This is a genomic window from sulfur-oxidizing endosymbiont of Gigantopelta aegis, assembly GCF_016097415.1.
Lineage (GTDB): Bacteria > Pseudomonadota > Gammaproteobacteria > GRL18 > GRL18 > GRL18.
In genome coordinates this window covers 25644-45028 of sequence record NZ_JAEHGE010000002.1, presented here as the reverse complement: position 1 = coordinate 45028, position 19385 = coordinate 25644, and the positions used below count along the sequence as shown (strand labels likewise).

At 40.1% G+C, this 19385-nt stretch carries 16 protein-coding genes, 1 tRNA gene and 3 pseudogenes; 6 read left to right on the top strand and 14 right to left on the bottom strand.

Features of this window, described 5'->3' with window-relative positions; all coding sequences use genetic code 11:
• Positions 1–249: 249 nt before the first annotated feature.
• Positions 250–1410, bottom strand: a pseudogene (locus tag JEU79_RS22285) (IS3 family transposase).
• 38 nt (positions 1411–1448) lie between these two features.
• On the opposite strand from JEU79_RS22285, the gene JEU79_RS22280 reads away from it, so the two are divergent.
• Positions 1449–1688 carry a hypothetical protein gene (locus tag JEU79_RS22280; protein ID WP_198266170.1) on the top strand — a complete coding sequence of 80 codons (240 nt, stop codon included), beginning with the start codon at positions 1449–1451 and terminating at the stop codon, positions 1686–1688.
• A 175-nt stretch (positions 1689–1863) separates the two neighbouring features.
• A pseudogene (locus tag JEU79_RS29015) lies at positions 1864–2870 on the top strand (IS3 family transposase); the annotation flags it as partial.
• A 388-nt stretch (positions 2871–3258) separates the two neighbouring features.
• Here JEU79_RS29015 and JEU79_RS22260 read toward each other — a convergent pair.
• Positions 3259–3678 (bottom strand): hypothetical protein, encoded by a 420-nt coding sequence (locus tag JEU79_RS22260; protein ID WP_198266168.1) that lies wholly within the window; start codon positions 3676–3678, stop codon positions 3259–3261.
• On the opposite strand from JEU79_RS22260, the pseudogene JEU79_RS22245 reads away from it, so the two are divergent.
• Positions 3629–4677, top strand: a pseudogene (locus JEU79_RS22245) (IS3 family transposase); the annotation flags it as partial. The gene JEU79_RS22260 and the pseudogene JEU79_RS22245 overlap by 50 nt on opposite strands.
• A 489-nt stretch (positions 4678–5166) precedes the next feature.
• Here the strand turns inward: JEU79_RS22245 and JEU79_RS22240 are convergent.
• The 3 genes from JEU79_RS22240 to JEU79_RS22230 form a co-directional block, all read right to left on the bottom strand.
• Complete coding sequence (locus JEU79_RS22240) at positions 5167–6480, bottom strand: hypothetical protein (protein WP_198266167.1); 1314 nt, start codon at positions 6478–6480, stop codon at positions 5167–5169.
• 134 nt (positions 6481–6614) lie between these two features.
• A complete protein-coding gene (locus JEU79_RS22235; RefSeq protein ID WP_198266166.1) occupies positions 6615–7820 on the bottom strand; it encodes a type II toxin-antitoxin system HipA family toxin in 1206 nt (401 codons plus the stop codon).
• Positions 7817–8095 (bottom strand): helix-turn-helix domain-containing protein, encoded by a 279-nt coding sequence (locus JEU79_RS22230; RefSeq protein ID WP_198266165.1) that lies wholly within the window; start codon positions 8093–8095, stop codon positions 7817–7819. Before JEU79_RS22230 ends, JEU79_RS22235 begins: the two co-directional genes overlap by 4 nt.
• A 454-nt stretch (positions 8096–8549) precedes the next feature.
• Here JEU79_RS22230 and tnpA point away from each other — a divergent pair, with 454 nt between their 5' ends.
• The 3 genes from tnpA to tnpC all read left to right on the top strand — a co-directional run bounded on the left by tnpA (position 8550) and on the right by tnpC (position 10829).
• On the top strand, positions 8550–8873 hold the full coding sequence (tnpA, locus tag JEU79_RS22225) for an IS66 family insertion sequence element accessory protein TnpA (protein ID WP_198262602.1): 324 nt from the start codon (positions 8550–8552) through the stop codon (positions 8871–8873).
• The gene (gene tnpB / locus JEU79_RS22220) at positions 8870–9136 is read left to right on the top strand and encodes an IS66 family insertion sequence element accessory protein TnpB (RefSeq protein WP_198263387.1); all 267 of its coding nucleotides are present in this window, start codon (positions 8870–8872) and stop codon (positions 9134–9136) included. The genes tnpA and tnpB overlap by 4 nt, the downstream gene beginning before the upstream one ends.
• Before the next feature lie 163 nt (positions 9137–9299).
• Positions 9300–10829, top strand: a complete 1530-nt coding sequence (gene tnpC / locus JEU79_RS22215) for an IS66 family transposase (RefSeq protein ID WP_198263504.1) — start codon at positions 9300–9302, stop codon at positions 10827–10829.
• A gap of 280 nt (positions 10830–11109) precedes the next feature.
• Here tnpC and JEU79_RS22210 read toward each other — a convergent pair.
• From JEU79_RS22210 to nuoH, 9 genes are all read right to left on the bottom strand, one after another.
• A tRNA-Met gene (locus JEU79_RS22210) sits at positions 11110–11186 on the bottom strand.
• Between the two features lie 65 nt (positions 11187–11251).
• Positions 11252–11587 carry a DUF2818 family protein gene (locus JEU79_RS22205; RefSeq protein ID WP_198266164.1) on the bottom strand — a complete coding sequence of 112 codons (336 nt, stop codon included), beginning with the start codon at positions 11585–11587 and terminating at the stop codon, positions 11252–11254.
• Between the two features lie 18 nt (positions 11588–11605).
• Positions 11606–13039, bottom strand: coding sequence for an NADH-quinone oxidoreductase subunit NuoN (nuoN, locus tag JEU79_RS22200; protein WP_198266163.1), 1434 nt, complete (start codon positions 13037–13039; stop codon positions 11606–11608).
• Between the two features lie 121 nt (positions 13040–13160).
• Positions 13161–14705 (bottom strand): NADH-quinone oxidoreductase subunit M, encoded by a 1545-nt coding sequence (locus JEU79_RS22195; protein WP_198266162.1) that lies wholly within the window; start codon positions 14703–14705, stop codon positions 13161–13163.
• A 131-nt stretch (positions 14706–14836) separates the two neighbouring features.
• Complete coding sequence (gene nuoL / locus JEU79_RS22190) at positions 14837–16807, bottom strand: NADH-quinone oxidoreductase subunit L (protein WP_198266161.1); 1971 nt, start codon at positions 16805–16807, stop codon at positions 14837–14839.
• A 4-nt stretch (positions 16808–16811) separates the two neighbouring features.
• Entirely contained in the window at positions 16812–17117 is a 306-nt protein-coding gene (gene nuoK, locus JEU79_RS22185) for an NADH-quinone oxidoreductase subunit NuoK (protein ID WP_198266160.1), read from the bottom strand.
• Positions 17118–17119: 2 nt separating this feature from the next.
• Positions 17120–17728, bottom strand: a complete 609-nt coding sequence (locus tag JEU79_RS22180) for an NADH-quinone oxidoreductase subunit J (RefSeq protein WP_198266159.1) — start codon at positions 17726–17728, stop codon at positions 17120–17122.
• A gap of 75 nt (positions 17729–17803) precedes the next feature.
• Positions 17804–18292 carry an NADH-quinone oxidoreductase subunit NuoI gene (nuoI, locus tag JEU79_RS22175; RefSeq protein ID WP_198266158.1) on the bottom strand — a complete coding sequence of 163 codons (489 nt, stop codon included), beginning with the start codon at positions 18290–18292 and terminating at the stop codon, positions 17804–17806.
• Positions 18293–18327: 35 nt separating this feature from the next.
• Positions 18328–19383, bottom strand: a complete 1056-nt coding sequence (gene nuoH, locus JEU79_RS22170) for an NADH-quinone oxidoreductase subunit NuoH (protein ID WP_198266157.1) — start codon at positions 19381–19383, stop codon at positions 18328–18330.
• Positions 19384–19385 lie beyond the last annotated feature (2 nt).

The window sequence follows — 19385 nt, the reverse complement described above, 5'->3', positions numbered from 1 at the left end:
TTGGCTGTTTCAAGTGATTTTTGTCATTTTGTATTTCCTATCATTTTAGTTTCTCATGTTAACTTTAAACAGATGAAGAGAAAGGGCTTTGCCCTCTGGAACGATAGAGCCGTTCCATTCACCCAAGGTATTTTCACAACGGTAATGATCCTGTTACAATATCTTCACGGCACAGGCTGAGGAGCCGATGGCCGTCAACGGTAATGGGCGGCATTTATGTCGCCTTTTACCCCTCTTCAATCAATCGATTTAAGCTATTTCCTGCTGTATTTCATAATCGACTGGTGACAAATAATCATTAGCCGAATGAAGTCGCTCCCGATTATAAAATACCTCAATATATTCAAATGTTGCCTGCTTTGCTTCTACTCTGGTTTTGAATCGACAATGGTGCGTCAATTCAGTTTTCAAACTATGAAAGAAGCTCTCTGATACAGCATTGTCCCAGCAATTTCCTTTGCGGCTCATAGACTGAATTATGTTATGATCCGACAATATTTTTCTATGACTATCAGAGGCATATTGGCTACCTCGGTCAGTATGCCAAAGCAATCCATCCATTGGTTTACGCTTCCATATGGCCATCAGTAAAGCATCATTGACTAGCTTGGCTTTCATTCGCTCATCCATCGACCAGCCAACAATTTGCCTAGAGAATAAGTCAATGACAACCGCTAAATATAACCAGCCTTCCTTGGTGGCAATATAGGTAATATCACCCACATAGTAGCGATCAGGTTGAGAGACAGTAAACTCTCTTTCCAGTAAATTTGGAGATATACGCTTATTATGCTTGGAATTAGTCGTCGCTTTAAAGCGTCTCTTCGTTTTACAAAACAAACCGGCTTTTTCATTAATCGACCAATTCTCCGGCGGCTTATATGAACGCCTTTTTCAGCCAGTTTTCTTTTAAGACGACGGGTTCCATAAGTCTTGCGACTGTCTTCAAACAGTTTTTTAGCTGCTCAGTAAGCGCTTCATTTTCTTTCTCTCTATACCGTTTTAGGAGAGCTAACCCAATCATAATAGCAACTACGGGAAACATCCATAAAACGGCACAGAATCGTTACCGGGTAATCTTTAGCCTGATCAGTTATCCATGCGTACTTCACAAAGTTTCCCTTGCAAAGTACGCTGTGGCCTTTTTAATAAATCACGCTCCTGAATCACTTTTGCCAATTCTTTTTTCAGACGTTTTACTTCATCATAAATGTGTTCATCACTTCTATTGGCTACCGTCTTCACCGGTTTGGAATATTTACTGATCCAGGTATGTAGAGTATTTACATTAACACCTAGCTCCCTGGCAGTCTGAGAAACAGGTTGATCCGTCTCATTAGCTAATTTGACAGCTGATTCTTTAAATTCTGATGTATAGCTTTTATTCGGTTTTTTTGTTTGATCATTCATTTTAGGTCACACTTTTTATCTTTTAGTTGTTTTAAGTTGTGTGTCCGGTTAAGTATAGCCACATTAAAAACTATAGCTTACAAGCGAGCCAATTTCTTGTTGCCCGAGAAAAACTCACTGAAATGTCCTTAAGAGAAAGTCAGAAAGAACACCTGGCCAAACAACGTATCCAATTAAAAGAATCTCAGAATTTTTTGGATAATGTTATTAATGCTATTCGAGAGGGTGACAAAAAAAACTGCCAGAGCAAATATTCTCAAGGCTCAGGCTTTAAATAAGTACGTCATTGACGATCTACAAAGAATGAAAGATGTACAGCAGTCCATTGCCGAAACTGCAGTCTCCGACTCAGCAGAAGCAATGAGAAAAGCACGGACTAAAATAATCAGCTTAACGATCATTATAGTTATTATTGCCTCTATTCTTCTTGTTGTGGTTGTGTTGATTAATGTGGATGAGACGGATCAACCCGTTTCTCAGACTGCCAGGGAGCTAGGTGTTAATGTAAATACTCTACATACCTGGATCAGTAAATATTCCAAACCGGTGAAGACGGTAGCCAATAGAAGTGATGAACACATTTATGATGAAGTAAAACGTCTGAAAAAAGAATTGGCAAAAGTGATTCAGGAGCGTGATTTATTAAAAAGGCCACAGCGTACTTTGCAAGGGAAACTTTGTGAAGTACGCATGGATAACTGATCAGGCTAAAGATTACCCGGTAACGATTCTGTGCCGTTTTATGGATGTTTCCCGTAGTTGCTATTATGATTGGGTTAGCTCTCCTAAAACGGATAGAGAGAAAGAAAATGAAGCGCTTACTGAGCAGCTAAAAAACTGTTTGAAGACAGTCGCAAGACTTATGGAACCCGTCGTCTTAAAAGAAAACTGGCTGAAAAAGGCGTTCATATAAGCCGCCGGAGAATTGGTCGATTAATGAAAAAAGCCGGTTTGTTTTTTGTAAAACGAAGAGACGCTTTAAAGCGACGACTAATTCCAAGCATAATAAGCGTATATCTCCAAATTTACTGGAAAGAGAGTTTACTGTCTCTCAACCTGATCGCTACTATGTGGGTGATATTACCTATATTGCCACCAAGGAAGGCTGGTTATATTTAGCGGTTGTCATTGACTTATTCTCTAGGCAAATTGTTGGCTGGTCGATGGATGAGCGAATGAAAGCCAAGCTAGTCAATGATGCTTTACTGATGGCCATATGGAAGCGTAAACCAATGGATGGATTGCTTTGGCATACTGACCGAGGTAGCCAATATGCCTCTGATAGTCATAGAAAAATATTGTCGGATCATAACATAATTCAGTCTATGAGCCGCAAAGGAAATTGCTGGGACAATGCTGTATCAGAGAGCTTCTTTCATAGTTTGAAAACTGAATTGACGCACCATTGTCGATTCAAAACCAGAGTAGAAGCAAAGCAGGCAATATTTGAATATATTGATTGAGTTGAAGAGGGTAAAAGGCGACATAAATGCCGCCCATTACCGTTGACGGCCATCGGCTCCTCAGCCTGTGCCGTGAAGATATTGTAACAGGATCATTACCGTTGTGAAAATACCTTGGGTGAATGGAACGGCTCTATCGTTCCAGAGGGCAAAGCCCTTTCTCTTCATCTGTTTAAAGTTAACATGAGAAACTAAAATGATAGGAAATACAAAATGACAAAAATCACTTGAAACAGCCAAAAAAATATTTAGAAAACTGTCCGGAAAAGTGTTGACACATCAGGCTTAAACGATAATTAATGAAAATAAAATTAATGAGCCATGAAAAATTAGGTCTAGAACCTATTTATCCAGTAGCATTAAATGCGGGCAAAAAATACCATCATTAAAGATTCGGCATGAATATTTTATGGCTTGAACGCGTTAAAGCAATATAAAGTTCATTTGATTCCTGAATACTAAAGCCTGTTCCACCATTGAGCATTTGTTGTTTTCTATTATTAGGCAGCACATATATTTGTTCACATTCCATACCTTTGGAGTGTTTCATTATAGAAATAATATGCTTTTTATTAGCAGGTTTTGCTTTTTCTAAGGTTATATTAAGATGTTCTTGTCTGTAGCCTTTTATTAACATGTCATTAATACGTTCCATTAAAAAATTTTCTTTTGATTTTACATCTACATAGGTTTGCCAATTTTTATAGCCTAAAAACTCCGAGTGGGTAATTTTTCCATTATCAATATAATGTGGCTTAGGTGTTAATGTAAATACTCTACATACCTGGATCAGTAAATATTCCAAACCGGTGAAGACGGTAGCCAATAGAAGTGATGAACACATTTATGATGAAGTAAAACGTCTGAAAAAAGAATTGGCAAAAGTGATTCAGGAGCGTGATTTATTAAAAAGGCCACAGCGTACTTTGCAAGGGAAACTTTGTGAAGTACGCATGGATAACTGATCAGGCTAAAGATTACCCGGTAACGATTCTGTGCCGTTTTATGGATGTTTCCGTAGTTGCTATTATGATTGGGTTAGCTCTCCTAAAACGGATAGAGAGAAAGAAAATGAAGCGCTTACTGAGCAGCTAAAAAACTGTTTGAAGACAGTCGCAAGACTTATGGAACCCGTCGTCTTAAAAGAAAACTGGCTGAAAAAGGCGTTCATATAAGCCGCCGGAGAATTGGTCGATTAATGAAAAAAGCCGGTTTGTTTTGTAAAACGAAGAGACGCTTTAAAGCGACGACTAATTCCAAGCATAATAAGCGTATATCTCCAAATTTACTGGAAAGAGAGTTTACTGTCTCTCAACCTGATCGCTACTATGTGGGTGATATTACCTATATTGCCACCAAGGAAGGCTGGTTATATTTAGCGGTTGTCATTGACTTATTCTCTAGGCAAATTGTTGGCTGGTCGATGGATGAGCGAATGAAAGCCAAGCTAGTCAATGATGCTTTACTGATGGCCATATGGAAGCGTAAACCAATGGATGGATTGCTTTGGCATACTGACCGAGGTAGCCAATATGCCTCTGATAGTCATAGAAAAATATTGTCGGATCATAACATAATTCAGTCTATGAGCCGCAAAGGAAATTGCTGGGACAATGCTGTATCAGAGAGCTTCTTTCATAGTTTGAAAACTGAATTGACGCACCATTGTCGATTCAAAACCAGAGTAGAAGCAAAGCAGGCAATATTTGAATATATTGAGGTATTTTATAATCGGGAGCGACTTCATTCGGCTAATGATTATTTGTCACCAGTCGATTATGAAATACAGCAGGAAATAGCTTAAATCGATTGATTGAAGAGGGGTAAAAGGCGACATAAATGCCGCCCATTACCGTTGACGGCCATCGGCTCCTCAGCCTGTGCCGTGAAGATATTGTAACAGGATCATTACCGTTGTGAAAATACCTTGGGTGAATGGAACGGCTCTATCGTTCCAGAGGGCAAAGCCCTTTCTCTTCATCTGTTTAAAGTTAACATGAGAAACTAAAATGATAGGAAATACAAAATGACAAAAATCACTTGAAACAGCCAAAAAATATTTAGAAAACTGTCCGGAAAAGTGTTGACACATCAATAAATTCAAAAGCACTTAACACGACACTTCTAATTTCGTTAATGCTGTCATCCAAAATATAAATCGGCACACCTTTTGAGAGAGCACTTGAGCAGCAAACAAAGCAGACCAGACATCTTCTACTAAAAATAATGTTTTCTTTTCTCTGATCCCGATTCCCGACTCCAGATCAGCCCATGAACAATTGTGTACTCCAGATCAGCCCATGAACAATTGTGTATCTCTGTTTCTTATAATCCCGCAAAATTCCGCTTCGTTTTGGTCATATCCGCCTGAAACCAGCACCTTGTTTATTAATCCATTGACCGATTCACTTAAACGCTCAGAATCACTGAGTTTATCCATATGTATTGTATGTTTAGGACTATAAATTTTTTTCTTTGTGTCATAGTCAAAACTCCACTCATTGAAGTATTTCGTTGATTGAAATCGATCACCAAAGAGGATTGATTGAGTGTTGTTATGACGACAGGATTTATATTGTCCAGTGAGACATTTTATAATATAGAGCATTGAGGGTGGAATATCCTGAGATTCATCCACCAAGATCAAGTCATAATCAAAGCCATTCAAATTCTTAATACGATTTTGTACATATTTAAGATGATGATTTCGATGCACAGAAATATGTTGCTTGACGTTTTTAATTAACCCCCAGTACTGTTTGGCATATTCAAGAATAATTGATTTTTTTGTCTCTTGACAATAGTTTGGCACTAAATTTTTTTTGAAAGAAAGTTCAGATGAATAACAATAATTGTTAAGCGTTTCTGAAATTAATTTAAAATCAAATCGCTTTGTTGCAAGATTACCGACCAATTCAAGTTTATTAATAATAAGCTCTTCATTCATCGACATTAAAAACTTCTTACCCCACTTCACACGGGGTATAATCAGTTGTTCACAAAAATCAAAATAGGTTAATCCCGTTAAATTGGTGTAATCATAAAACTTAGCATTAACATTTTTCGTCAATTCTATAGACCCGGATAACCAGATAATTTTAGCCGAAGGCATTAATTGACAGAGCAATTTTGCTGCATTATAAAGTAGCGTTGTTTTTCCTGAGCCTGCAACCCCATTAATATTCATCTTATGAATATTTTCAATGTCTTGTATTTTTGAAAGCATCCTTTTTTGTTCAAGATTCTCTCTTAGATTATCACCTTTGATGGTAAAGAGTTCAGGGTCTTTTTTTATGTATCTCATTTCAGTGGGCTGCAAAAATATGAACCCCAACCTTTCTAAGCCATGATACGAACTCAGAACATCTGTATAATTAATACCTTGAATGACATTCCAACACTGTTCAACAGATAATCGGCTTATTTTATTACTTAAATGACCAACGACCTCCTCTATTTCTGCTGTTATTTTTTCAAGAGATTGTGTATTTTTGATCAACTCATCTGCAATACTGAGAAATACCATAATAGTCGTAATTTCTGGATTAAGAATTTCTCTGGATTTTTCTGAATCAAAAAAAATCAATGAAATAAGTTGTTTGCTCATTTTTAATTCTGTATTAACTGTCATCTCTTATTTATAAGCCTTAAATCACATGAATTAATAACAAACACCCAAACTTTGAACTCGCACTTTTTTTACTTACCCAATCAAAGTTATAGCCCTCTATAATTTGACATTCAAACAACAAGTTTACACACCGCCATATGTTTTTTAATCCGAGTTAAAATTTCACTGGGCAAAGGATAGTGTAACTGGTTTTTGTTCCAAATATCATGAACAGCCTCAACGGTTTCCTTTACTGCACTCAAAACCAGATATTTCGGTACCTGCGCTTTTTTTACCAGCTTTTCAAAATGAGCCAAGGATATACTGCCCATGTCTTTCGTTCCAGATAAATTCAAAGCCAAGCTGTCATTTGGAATATACGGTACGGTTGATACATAATCGTAGGCTGGTGCTAATTGCGGTGTTTTGCCGTCAGGGTAAATAAATGACCAGTTTTTAAGATGCATATCACCATTACCAATGATGATATTGAAAACAAGCCGCCGTATAAAATCAACCAACCCAGCTTCTCCCGTCAACGTCCAGACCATATTTGCAATATTGGCATAACTGACTTTGCTATATTTAGCATTAGGGAACAGGCCATATACTTGTGCAAAATCTTCAATATGAATGCGCATACCCTTTGCACCACGATCAAACCGCTTTATTGCCAGCGCCTGATTGCCACTGAGTACACCAAGATCAGGTAAGCCAGCCACATCGCTCAAATCAATTAAACGTGTCTCTGGCACGTTTATGCCGATTTCGCGTGCTAATTGCAGCATTGACCATTCATTCTCTGGAACAGAACCAAAGTTTTGTGCAGGTAACTTAATAATCCAACCACCACCAACGCCACCGGCAGGAATGGTTAAACCGCCTGTACTTTCAGCCATTGCTGAGAATTTTAACTGTACACCAGCCAAAGAGAAGCGATACGGGGCATTTTCCTGTATCATTCCACCTTTCTCACTCTCCTTCAGATTAGTCAAAGCATCAATAGGTCTGACAATAACAGCGCCAGATAAATCTTCTCCCAATAACTCTATGAGCTTAAATTCTCTAGCGGGCTTTATTCCACCACGTGTGGCGAGATAATCGCGTAAATGGCCTTCGGGAAGTAAATTCGAGAAGAAAGGAGGTAACTTTGTTTGTACTATTTTGCTTTCAGGAATTAAATCCCCGGAACGTGTAAAAAATGACTGACTGAGAATTGGCCTATTTGCTTCGTTTAAATATGCTTCTTCAAAAGCAAAAAAACTACGATCGCCCGTAACAAGAGTGAGTGTCCCAACCAGCATATCGCCAAGACGTACTTCAAGACGTTCTGTCATAGCTCGTTTTCCTCATCAAGTGACCACATAGGCTTCTGGCTATCTTCACCGCTTATAAGGGACTTAATGACTGGCAACAACTCCCTTGGCACCAGCAATAATTCCTGATCCAACAAGCGCGCCATATCTGTTACAGTAGATAACCTTGGGTCAGTCGCGCCTTGCTCAATTTTCGAGATGTGGCTTTGGGGCAGTCCAAGTTTGCTTCCAAATTCCGATTGCTTGAGTTTTAGCTCAAGACGACGTTTCTTTAGTGATTTAAGTATCTCATCCATAAATATATACTATTACATATATAAAATATTGTAAATATGTAATTACATATACCGCTAACCTAATTACAAATAAATTTGGAGAATAATGGCGCATCCACTAATGGTGTATCAAAACAACCTGAGGGGCTTAAACGGGAGTCTTTTTCCAGGATTTGGTTTAAGGGGTACCGTCAATGTATTCTATACCCATTATCCTAGAAAAATCAGTTGAAAATGGATTATAATCACAAGCTATTGAAATAATAGGATAAAATCATGGTGATGAGAAAAAACTACAGGGAATTTATAAGCGATTAAATCACTTTTTTAAACAACTTAAAGCAATTGCTCCGCAGTTAACTTTTAATGAATGTTGGCGTCTTATTTTAAATGTAAACGTCAATTAAAACCCACGTTCACAATAAGCTTCAGTTAGCTCAAACTATGATCTTCAATTCGTAATTTGGAGATACAAATGAGCAACCATTCAAAAGATGCTTCGATGAAGCAACACATAGAGGCCTGCCAAGCCAGTAACTTAAGCCAGGCAGTTTATTGTCAACAACATAAGATACCCTCTCATATTTTTAGCTATTATCGAAAGAAGTTGGGTTATGTTAGCTCATCAAAACAGGTCAACACCAACAATCAACTCATTCCCATTAATTTACTGGCCAATTCCCCCACAAGCAATGCAATTAAAGTAAGCCATACCAATGGTTTCAGTTTGGAAATCAATTCTGATACGAACCTGAATCAGCTCAAGTCCATTCTGGATTTGCTCAGGACTGTTTCATGATAACGGGCATCACAGTCAATCAGGTTTATCTGGTTTCTGGTGTTACCGATATGAGAAAAGCAACCAATGGGCTATCACTGATTGTCTCAGAGCAATTGGAACACAATCCCTTTGATGGCAGTGTCTTTGTTTTTTGTAATCGTCAGCGAGATAAACTTAAAATACTGTACTGGGAGCGTAATGGTTTCTGGCTTTACTATCGTACACTTGAAAAGGGAAATTCCAGTGGCCGATGGAAAAAGAACAACCCACTCTTTCGTTAACACTGAGAGAATTACAGTGGTTACTGGATGGTTTATCTTGCACACAACACCATGCTCACCCTGAAATTCATGGTCTGGAAAACAACTAAAAAAGTCCCTTTAGATGCGCATTAAACAGAATAAATACAAGCATTTAACGCTCATTTTTAGTATAATATAACGCATGAGTTCAACAGACAAAATACTACCAGAAGAGATACCAACGCTCAAAAACAGGGTGCTTGAACTCCAGTCAAAAGTGGACTGGTATGAGGAACAATTTCGTCTGTTGCAACACAAACGGTTTGGTACTTCCAGTGAAAAAGAAGCCCACCCCGACTTCTTTAATGAGGCAGAAACGTTCGCCGAAGAAGCACCGGAAGTCCGTGAAACCATTACTTATGAGCGTAAAAAGCCCGGTCGTAAGCCTTTACCTAAAGACCTACCTCGTAAAGTTGTTCGTCATGAGTTATCTGAAGCAGAACAAGTCTGTGACTGCGGTCATCACTTGCATGAAATTGGTGAAGAGACCTCAGAGCAACTGGAAATTGTTCCTGCTCAGGTATATGTTGTAGAACATGTTCAGGTTAAATATGCCTGTCGTGCTTGTGAGGAAGGCGTTAAAACTGCTCCTAAGCCTGCACAGCCCATTCCTAGAAGTTTTGCATCACCCAGCCTGCTGGCCTATATCATTGTTTCTAAATTCCTAGACAGCTTGCCTCTCTATCGACAGGAAGCGATATTTAAACGCTATAAGATAACACTTTCCAGAGCCAGTATGTCCAACTGGGTGCTTAAATCAGCTGAATTACTCAAACCCTTTTATAATCGGTTGTTGTATTATCTCATTAGGCAGAAAATCATCCAGGCCGATGAAACAACGATGCGAGTGATCCATGATGGACGTGAGAATTGCCCTAAATCTTATATGTGGCTCTATCAAAGTGGCGGCTATCATTCCAAGTGTCCCATTGTTTTGTATGAGTATCAGCCTACTCGTGCAGGCCAACATGCCAAAACCTTTTTAACGGGGTTTTCAGGTTACCTGCAAACGGATGGCTTTCCCGGTTATCATATATTCGAAAATGAGAACAGTGAAGTCACTTTATTAGGCTGCATGGCACATGCTCGTCGCAAGTTCCATGATGCCTTAAAAGCATTACCCAAGAACAGTCAGAAAAAGCCTGGCATGGTACAAATGGCGATCAGTAAAATTGCTAAATTGTATGCGATTGAAAAACAAATCAAACCGCTCAATGCTGAACAACGTTACCTGATCCGTCAGGAAAAAAGCAAACCACTACTGGATGACTTTAAAAAGTGGTGTGATGATAAAGTGACTAAAACAACAAAAGACAGTAAGTTGGGTGTCGCTATTCGTTATGTGATCAATCAATGGAAGTATCTGACTGTCTATCTTGAAGAGGGCAACCTCCAGATTGATAATAATATGGCAGAGCGGCGGATCAAACCCTTTGTGATTGGGCGCAAAAACTGGGTCATGAACCAAAATCCTCGTGGTGCTGAGGCCAGTGCTATTTTATATTCAATCGTGCAAACAGCGAAAGCAAACAACCTAGAGCCCTTTGCCTTTTTAACACACATTCTGACTGAGTTACCTAAGCTGGGCAGGCATTATGATGATGAGGCTTTAGAGCAATTGTTGCCATGGAATTTGACTGAAAAAATTCAGCCTTTAAATAAAGTGGAATGATACGTCAACGTGGGAAGTTTTGACGTATACTTTTAAATAAAGCAATGGAGAAATTTGACCTAAATTCTGATAAACAGCGGCAAGTTGCACTTCCTATACCAGCCTAGAAAAAAACAATTAAATTGAGAGAGAAATTATGCTGGATTTCGTGTCATGGCAGGGTCAACTGTGGTTTTTAGGATGAACAGGCCATATTGGGGTCATAGACGGGCCATGAAAATTTTCGACCAGACATAAAAAAAGCAGTTACTTTTAAGTAACTGCTTTTCTTAAAGAAAATTGGTAGCGGGGGCAAGATTTGAACTTACGACCTTCGGGTTATGAGCCCGACGAGCTACCAGACTGCTCCACCCCGCAACTGATGAAGCGTATTATACGGTCTTTTATCTGTTATGCAAGCGCTATTTAATAAAAAGGTAATATTATTTTAAATGCTTTTTTAGATCGTATTGATAGATGAAACCGGGCAAGGCAAAAACGACAAATAAACAAAGCGTTATGGCATAAAATTCCCAGTTTTCGGCAAAATTCCAAAATTCCCACACCTTTGCATAGGCTGCACCATGGAGTTTGGTTTCCAGACCAATAGCGATAGCCATGACAATAATATAGAGCAGGAACCATTCGCTAAAGCGTAGCCAAAAAGGTTTATTGCCTTTGGCCTCTTGCACCAAAAAGACCTTATCAGTTAGAAAAGGAATATTGGCTGCAATGACAGTGACAATAAAAAGAATGAGAATAGCAATTGAAGTGGTCATAAATTACTCTAGTAAGAATTACCCAATAAAAGCACTAACACATAGAGTAATTAGAGCCGTTGGGTATAGTCCAAGCGCCAAAATGGCTAAGCCATTGAGGCTCAGTGTAAACTGAATATCCATGCTGGCCTGTAGTGGTGTTTCATCGATAGGCTTATCAAAATAGACAGCTTTAATGACACGTAGGTAATAATATGCACCGATAACCGAGGCAACGACACCGACAACGGCAAGCCAGACTAAACCACTATTGACGGCTTCTTGTAAGACTGCAATTTTTGCCCAGAAACCAAGGAATGGAGGAATGCCTGCCATGGAAAACATGATTGCCATCGTCACAAATGCAAACCAAGGGCTCTTTTGATTGAGGCCTTTGAAGTCTTCAATATTTTCTGCTTCAAAACCTGCACGACTGAGTAAGACGATCATGCCAAATGCGCCAACACTCATGATGGCATAAACGATGGCATAAAACATCGCTGCGCCATAACCAGCCTCAGTGCCTGTCAGCACCCCCATGATGATGAAACCGACATGAGAAATGGTTGAATAAGCCAGCATCCGTTTAATATTTGTCTGAGCGATGGCAACAATATTACCTAGCACCATCGACAAAACAGAGAGTATGACTAAAATCATTTGCCAGTCGGCATGCATATCGTAGAGACCATCGACTAACAAACGATACATCATGGCGAACGCAGCAATTTTTGGTGCGCTGGCAATGTATAAGGTGACTGATGTGGGTGAACCATGATACACATCGGGCATCCACATGTGAAAAGGCACTGCACCCAGTTTAAAGGCAACACCAAGAATAATGAACACCAGACCGAAGCTCATGACCACACGGTCAGCACCGGAAACAGCATTGTTTATAGTAGCTAAATCCAGTGAACCGGTGACACCATAAACCATCGACATACCATACAGTAGCATTCCTGAAGCGATTGCGCCTAGAATGAAATATTTCATCGCGGCTTCTGATGCTACTATGGAATCACGTTGCATGGCAATCATTGCGTACATAGATAAGGACAGCAGTTCTAGTCCTAAATAAACGGTCAGGAAATTGCCTGCTGAAACCATCACCATCATACCGATGACGCCAAACAAGCCCAATATAAAATATTCACCCTTGTAGATATTTCTATCTTTCAAATAATCTTTAGCATAGATAAACACGGCAACAACGACTAGGCTAATGACTATTTTTAGTATGCTTGCCATTGGATCTAAAATAAATGAGCCGTGAAATGTCACCACGGTTTCTTGACTGTAATTTGAATACGATAAAAAAGCAGTTGCGATAAGCGCAATGATAGACAGAATATAGGTAGCGCCTCTGCTTTCATCTTTTAGAAACAAGTCAACGATTAGAATGACACAAACCATTGCCAGTAAAAATATTTCTGGCAATGCCGGCATAAAATCTGGTGTTACAAAATTCATAGTGTTTTTACTCTAGTCCTGTTTGACTTTAAACTTTACTGCTTAAAGCACAACCCCCTGTCCCCCTTCTAAAGAAGTGAGAAGCTAAGAAGTAGTGCCATTCTCAATTTATAAGCTATGCCTAAGGCAATACTGGTATCTTGGGTATGGATATATGTGCGACCAAGTTATCAATCGTTGCATGCATCACTTCTAATAATGGTGCGGGGTATATACCAATGATTAATACTGCGATGGCAAGCACTAGCATCATAAAGAATTCCCGTCCTGACATATCTTTGAGGTTTTCTACCTGCTCATTAGCAATCGGGCCAAAGACAACGCGCTTGATCATCCATAAGGTATAAGCAGCACCCAAAATTAGAGTAATCGCAGCTAGGAATGCATACCAGAAATTCGCTTTAAAACTGGCCATAATGACCATGAACTCACCTACAAAACCTGAAGTACCAGGTAAGCCCGCATTAGCCATAGCAAAGAAAACGGCAAAGGTGGCGAAGACAGGCATGGTGTTAACGACACCGCCATAGTCCTTGATCATACGGGAATGCATTCTGTCATATAAGACACCGACGGAAAGGAACATGGCAGCGGAAATAAAACCATGAGAAATCATTTGTACCATACCACCTTCCAAGCCTAAGACTGCACCTGAGGCAGAGCCGGTATTTTCAGTGATTTTCCATAATAGGAAGAAGCCTAAAGTGGCAAAGCCCATGTGAGAAATAGAAGAATAAGCAATCAGCTTTTTCATATCAGTCTGAACTAAGGCTACAAAGCCGATGTAAACAATCGCAATGAGCGACAATAAGATAACCAGCCAATCGAGCGTCATACTGGCATCAGGAGTAATAGGTAAACTAAAACGCAGGAAGCCATAGCCACCCAGCTTTAACATGATAGCCGCCAGTATGACTGAACCACCCGTGGGTGCTTCAACGTGAGCATCAGGTAACCAGGTATGTACTGGCCACATGGGGACTTTGACCGCAAAAGCTAATAAGAATGATAAGAAAATCAAGATTTGTGGTGTCAATGCTAATGGTAATTTATGTAATTCTTGAATATTGAATGTGCCTACACCATTTACATCGGCCGCATGCATATACATATACAGCAAGGAAATCAGCATAAAGACTGAGCCAAAGAAGGTATAAAGGAAGAACTTAATAGTAGCATAAACCCGTTTTGGTCCGCCCCAAATACCAATAATAACGAACATGGGAATGAGTAAGGCTTCCCAGAATACGTAGAACAGCATGGCATCCATGGCTGCGAACGTACCAATCATCAAGCCTTCAAGAATTAGGAAAGCGGCCATATATTGGGCGACTTTGTAGGTAATGACCTCCCAACCGGCAATAATTACGATGACGGTCATAAAGGTGGTGAGCAAAATGAGTGGCATGGAGATGCCATCAACGCCGACATGATAGTTAATATGGAAGCTACTAATCCATGGAATCAGTTCTTCGAACTGCATACTGGCAAGACTGGTATCAAACTGAGTGTAAAGAGGTATAGACAGCGCGAGTGTAGCCAAAGAAACCAGCAATGCCAGTACTTTGGCTTCTATGCTGTTTTTACTTCCAGTTGCCAGCACTAGCATCCCACCAATGATGGGAGTCCAAATCACCAGACTCAATAACGGCAAATTTGAAAACATGAATTAAATACCTTTTTCCTAAAATCTTTATTTTAAATTAGTCAGCTGTTTCTCAGGAATTATTCCGGAATAACAACCGACTTAAAGCAACCCATCAGCCCCCTTTGAAAAAGGGGGGAGTCAGGAAACTTCTATTTATATAGAACTAAACCCAGTAAACCAATTAAGCCTAAAATCATTACAAAGGCATAATGGTAGAGATAACCCGTTTGTACATGGCGAATCACTGAAGATAACCAGCCAACACTCTTAGCTGAACCATTTACGACTAAACCATCAATCAGCATGGTATCACCAAATTTGGAAAATATATTACCCAGACCACGTGTACCACCGGCGATGACTTTTTCATTGAATTTATCAAAGCCATATTTATTATCTAAAATATCATAGATCAGGCCGAATGAATTTTTGATCTTCGCGGGCAGTTCAGGTTGCTTCATATACAAATACCAGGCAGTCGCAATACCGGCAACCATTAGGAAAAATGGTGCGGTCATTAAGCCATGAAGCACCATACCCCATGGACCATGATAGTCTTCTTTAAGTTGTCCTAGGACATCGTGTGCTTCCTGAACAAATACCACATTAGTGAAATAATCACCGTATAAGACATTGCTGATCGTCAAGCCACCAATAATCACTGATGGAATAGCCAGCAAAATCAAAGGAGCAGTCACCACCCATGGCGATTCTTTTAGATGCTCTTTGGTATGATGATCCATACGTTCTTCACCATGGAAGACAATGAAAAACAATCTCAGGCTATATAAAGCGGTAATAAACACGCCCTCTAACACGGAATAATAAGCAAATGTGGCACCGGGCAATGTCGATAGATGAACAGCCTCGATAATGCTGTCTTTGGAGAAAAAGCCGGAGAAACCGGGAAAACCAATCAATGCAAGAGTACCCAATAAGGATGTCCAATAAGTAATGGGCATGTATTTTTTCAAGCCACCCATCTTACGAATGTCCTGCACATGGTGCATACCGATAATCACTGAACCTGCCGCCAAGAATAATAAGGCTTTAAAGAAGGCATGGGTCATCAGATGGAAAACCGCCGCAGAATAGGCCGATGCACCTAGGGCAACGGTCATATAACCTAATTGCGACAGTGTTGAGTAGGCAACAACACGTTTGATATCATTCTGAATAATGCCTAAGAAGCCCATAAACAAGGCAGTGATTGCACCGATAACGAGTATAAACGACAGGGCTGTTTCCGACAGTTCGAATAAGGGTGACATTCTAGTCACCATGAAGATACCGGCTGTTACCATGGTCGCTGCGTGAATCAGAGCAGAAATAGGTGTTGGGCCTTCCATTGAATCCGGTAGCCAAACGTGTAAAGGCACTTGAGCTGATTTACCCATTGCACCGATAAAGAGCAGGATACAAATCACGGTCATCATTGACCATTCTGAACCGGGAATAATTTCAATGGTTTGGCCTGCCTGTGAACTCGCAGCAGCAAAGACTTGGGCATAATCCAAGGAGTCAAAGACCATTAGCACGCCTGCAATGCCAAGAATAAAGCCAAAGTCACCCACACGGTTGACTAGAAAGGCTTTCATATTAGCAAAAATAGCGCTTTCTTTTTTGTAGTAAAAACCAATCAAGAGATAAGAGACTAGGCCCACAGCTTCCCAGCCAAAGAATAATTGCAGGAAGTTATTGGACATCACTAACATATACATGGAGAAGGTAAACAGAGAAATATAACTGAAGAAGCGTTTATAGCCGGGATCATCACTCATATAACCAATGGTGTATAAATGTACCATCAGGGAAACAAAGCTCACTACAACCAGCATCATTGAGGTGAGGTTATCCACCATGAAACCAATTTCGAAACGAATGCCATCGCTGACTAACCAGGTGTAAACGGTTTCATTGTAAGTGGCAGCACCATCAAAGGCGAAGTATTTAAAAACAAACAAAGCCAAAACAAAAGACAAGCCAACACCGGCAATCGTAACTGTATGTGCCACTGCCTTACTGATATAAGCATTAAATATACCCGCAATTATGGAGCCAATCAGTGGCGCCAGAACGATGGCTAAATAAACTTGTGAGTCACTATAATTTTCAAACACTGGCTTAACCTTTCAATGTATCAAGTTCTTCAACGTTAATCGTGCGTTTATTTCTAAACAAGACGACCAGAATTGCCAAACCAATTGCGGCTTCTGCGGCGGCAACCGTGAGAATAAAGAAAACAAATACCTGACCAGCGGTATCGTTTAAATAATGAGAGAAGGCAATAAAGTTAGTATTCACAGCCAGAAGCATCAGTTCAACACACATCAATAAGATAATGATGTTTTTTCGATTGATGAAAATGCCCGCCATACTAATAGAAAAGACAATGGCACTGAGTACCAGAAAATGAGTTAAGCTTAGCATGATTAACGACTCCCCTTTCTAGCCTGTGACTCGACTTTAACCACCCGTAGGCGATCAGTACTTTTCACTGCCACTTGGTCTTCAATTTTTTGATGTTTGGTATTGGGACGACGTCTTAGAGTCAAACTGATGGCTGCAATAATGCCCACCAAAAGAATGACTGCGGCGATTTCAAAGGCAAACACGTATTCGGTATAAATGACCTTGCCCAGCTCTAAGATATTACTATACTCAGCCGTATGTGGTGTTGGTGGCTTGAAGCTTTCAACACCGAAAACACCGCCGCCAACCACATAATAGATGGTGCCAAACATGGTTAAGGCTACGATGATTGCGATGGGCAGGTTTTTCACAAAACCGGCTTTCAGCTCAGCGATATTGATATCCAGCATCATGACCACAAATAAGAACAACACCATCACCGCGCCAACGTAGACGATGATCAAAATCACTGCGAGAAATTCAGCTTCAAGCAATAACCAGACAACTGCCGAAGCAAAGAAGGTCAGCACCAGAAAAAAAGCGGCTCGTACCGGATTGTTTACGGTGATCACCATCAGCGATGAAATCACCATAAAGCCTGCAAAAAAATAAAAAAGGATTGTTTCCATAAACTCTTCCACGTTGGACTGCTTTAGCAGCCGATTCGTTGCTCTTTATTTGTTAATTAATGATTTCTGTTACTACTAGCGATAGCTTGCATCTGCTGAGCGATCTAGGGCAATCTGATCTTCGTATTTATCCCCGACGGCTAATAACTTTTCTTTGGTCATCAATAAGTCGCCCTTTTCTTCGCCATGGTATTCAAAAATACGTGTTTCCACGATGGAGTCAACCGGGCAGGATTCTTCACAGAAGCCACAAAAAATACATTTGGTTAAATCAATGTCATAACTTTTAGTACGTCGTGTACCATCTTCACGTTCTTCCGACTCAATGCTAATCGCTAGTGCAGGACAAATAGCTTCACAGAGTTTGCAGGCAATACACCGTTCTTCACCATTGGCATAACGACGTAGTGCATGCAGTCCTCGAAAACGAAATGACTGCGGCGTTTTTTCTTCTGGATACTGAACGGTTATTTTCTTTTTGAAAAAATAACGTCCGGTAATACCTAAGCCTTTAAATAGCTCAGCCAAGAAAAGACTATTTAAAAATTGTGTCAATTGTTTCACTAACTTATCCTTTAACCTAAGCCTTAACCATTTTCTTAACCCTTAACGAACCAAGGTGCTAATTCTGCGTAATACATAATACCCACAACATAAATCCAGACAATGGTAATGGGGATAAAGACTTTCCAACCTAAGCGCATGATTTGGTCATAACGATAGCGCGGGAAAGTGGCTCTGAACCAGAGGAACAAGAACATAAATATCGCCGTTTTAGCTAATAACCAGACAATGCTGGAAGCAGCAAGGAAGGTCGAACCTAAGCTAAGAAATTCCATACCTTCAAACGGTGATAACCAGCCGCCCATAAATAATAAGGCGGCCATAATAGAAATCAGAATCATATTGGCATATTCAGCTAGGAAAAAGATAGCAAATAAAATGCCTGAGTATTCAACGTGGAAACCGGCAACAATTTCTGACTCGCCTTCTGCGACATCAAAGGGTGCGCGGTTGGTTTCAGCCACGCCGGAGACAAAATAAATCACAAATAAGGGTAATAAAGGCCACATATACCAGCCCCAGATGCCGGTACCGCTTTGTCCCGCAACAATATCACCAATATTGAGACTTCTTGCTGCCATGACCACACCTACTAAGGCGAAGCCCATGGCGATCTCATAAGAAACCACCTGCGCAGCTGTTCTCAGGGTACTCATAATGGCGTATTTTGAGTTGGATGACCAACCCGCCAGAATCACGCCATAAACACCAATGGACGTCATGGCTAAAATATACAATAAGGCCACATTGATTTCTGCTAAAACCATTTCAGCACCAAAGGGCACAACAGCCCAAGCAGCCAAGGCGGTAGAAATCGCTAAGGTCGGTGCAATGATAAATAACACTTTATTGGCGCCGGAAGGAAAGATAATTTCCTTGAACATCAGTTTCATGGCATCTGCTATCGGTTGTAACCAACCTCTGGGGCCGACACGATTCGGTCCAATACGCACTTGCATATAGCCGATAACTTTTCGTTCAGCATAGGTAAAATAAGCCACGGTCAATAGTAATGGCACCAGAATCGCAATGATCTTGACCAGTATATTAATTACCGGTATTTCGTATATGGATAAAATCAAGTCTAACAAAA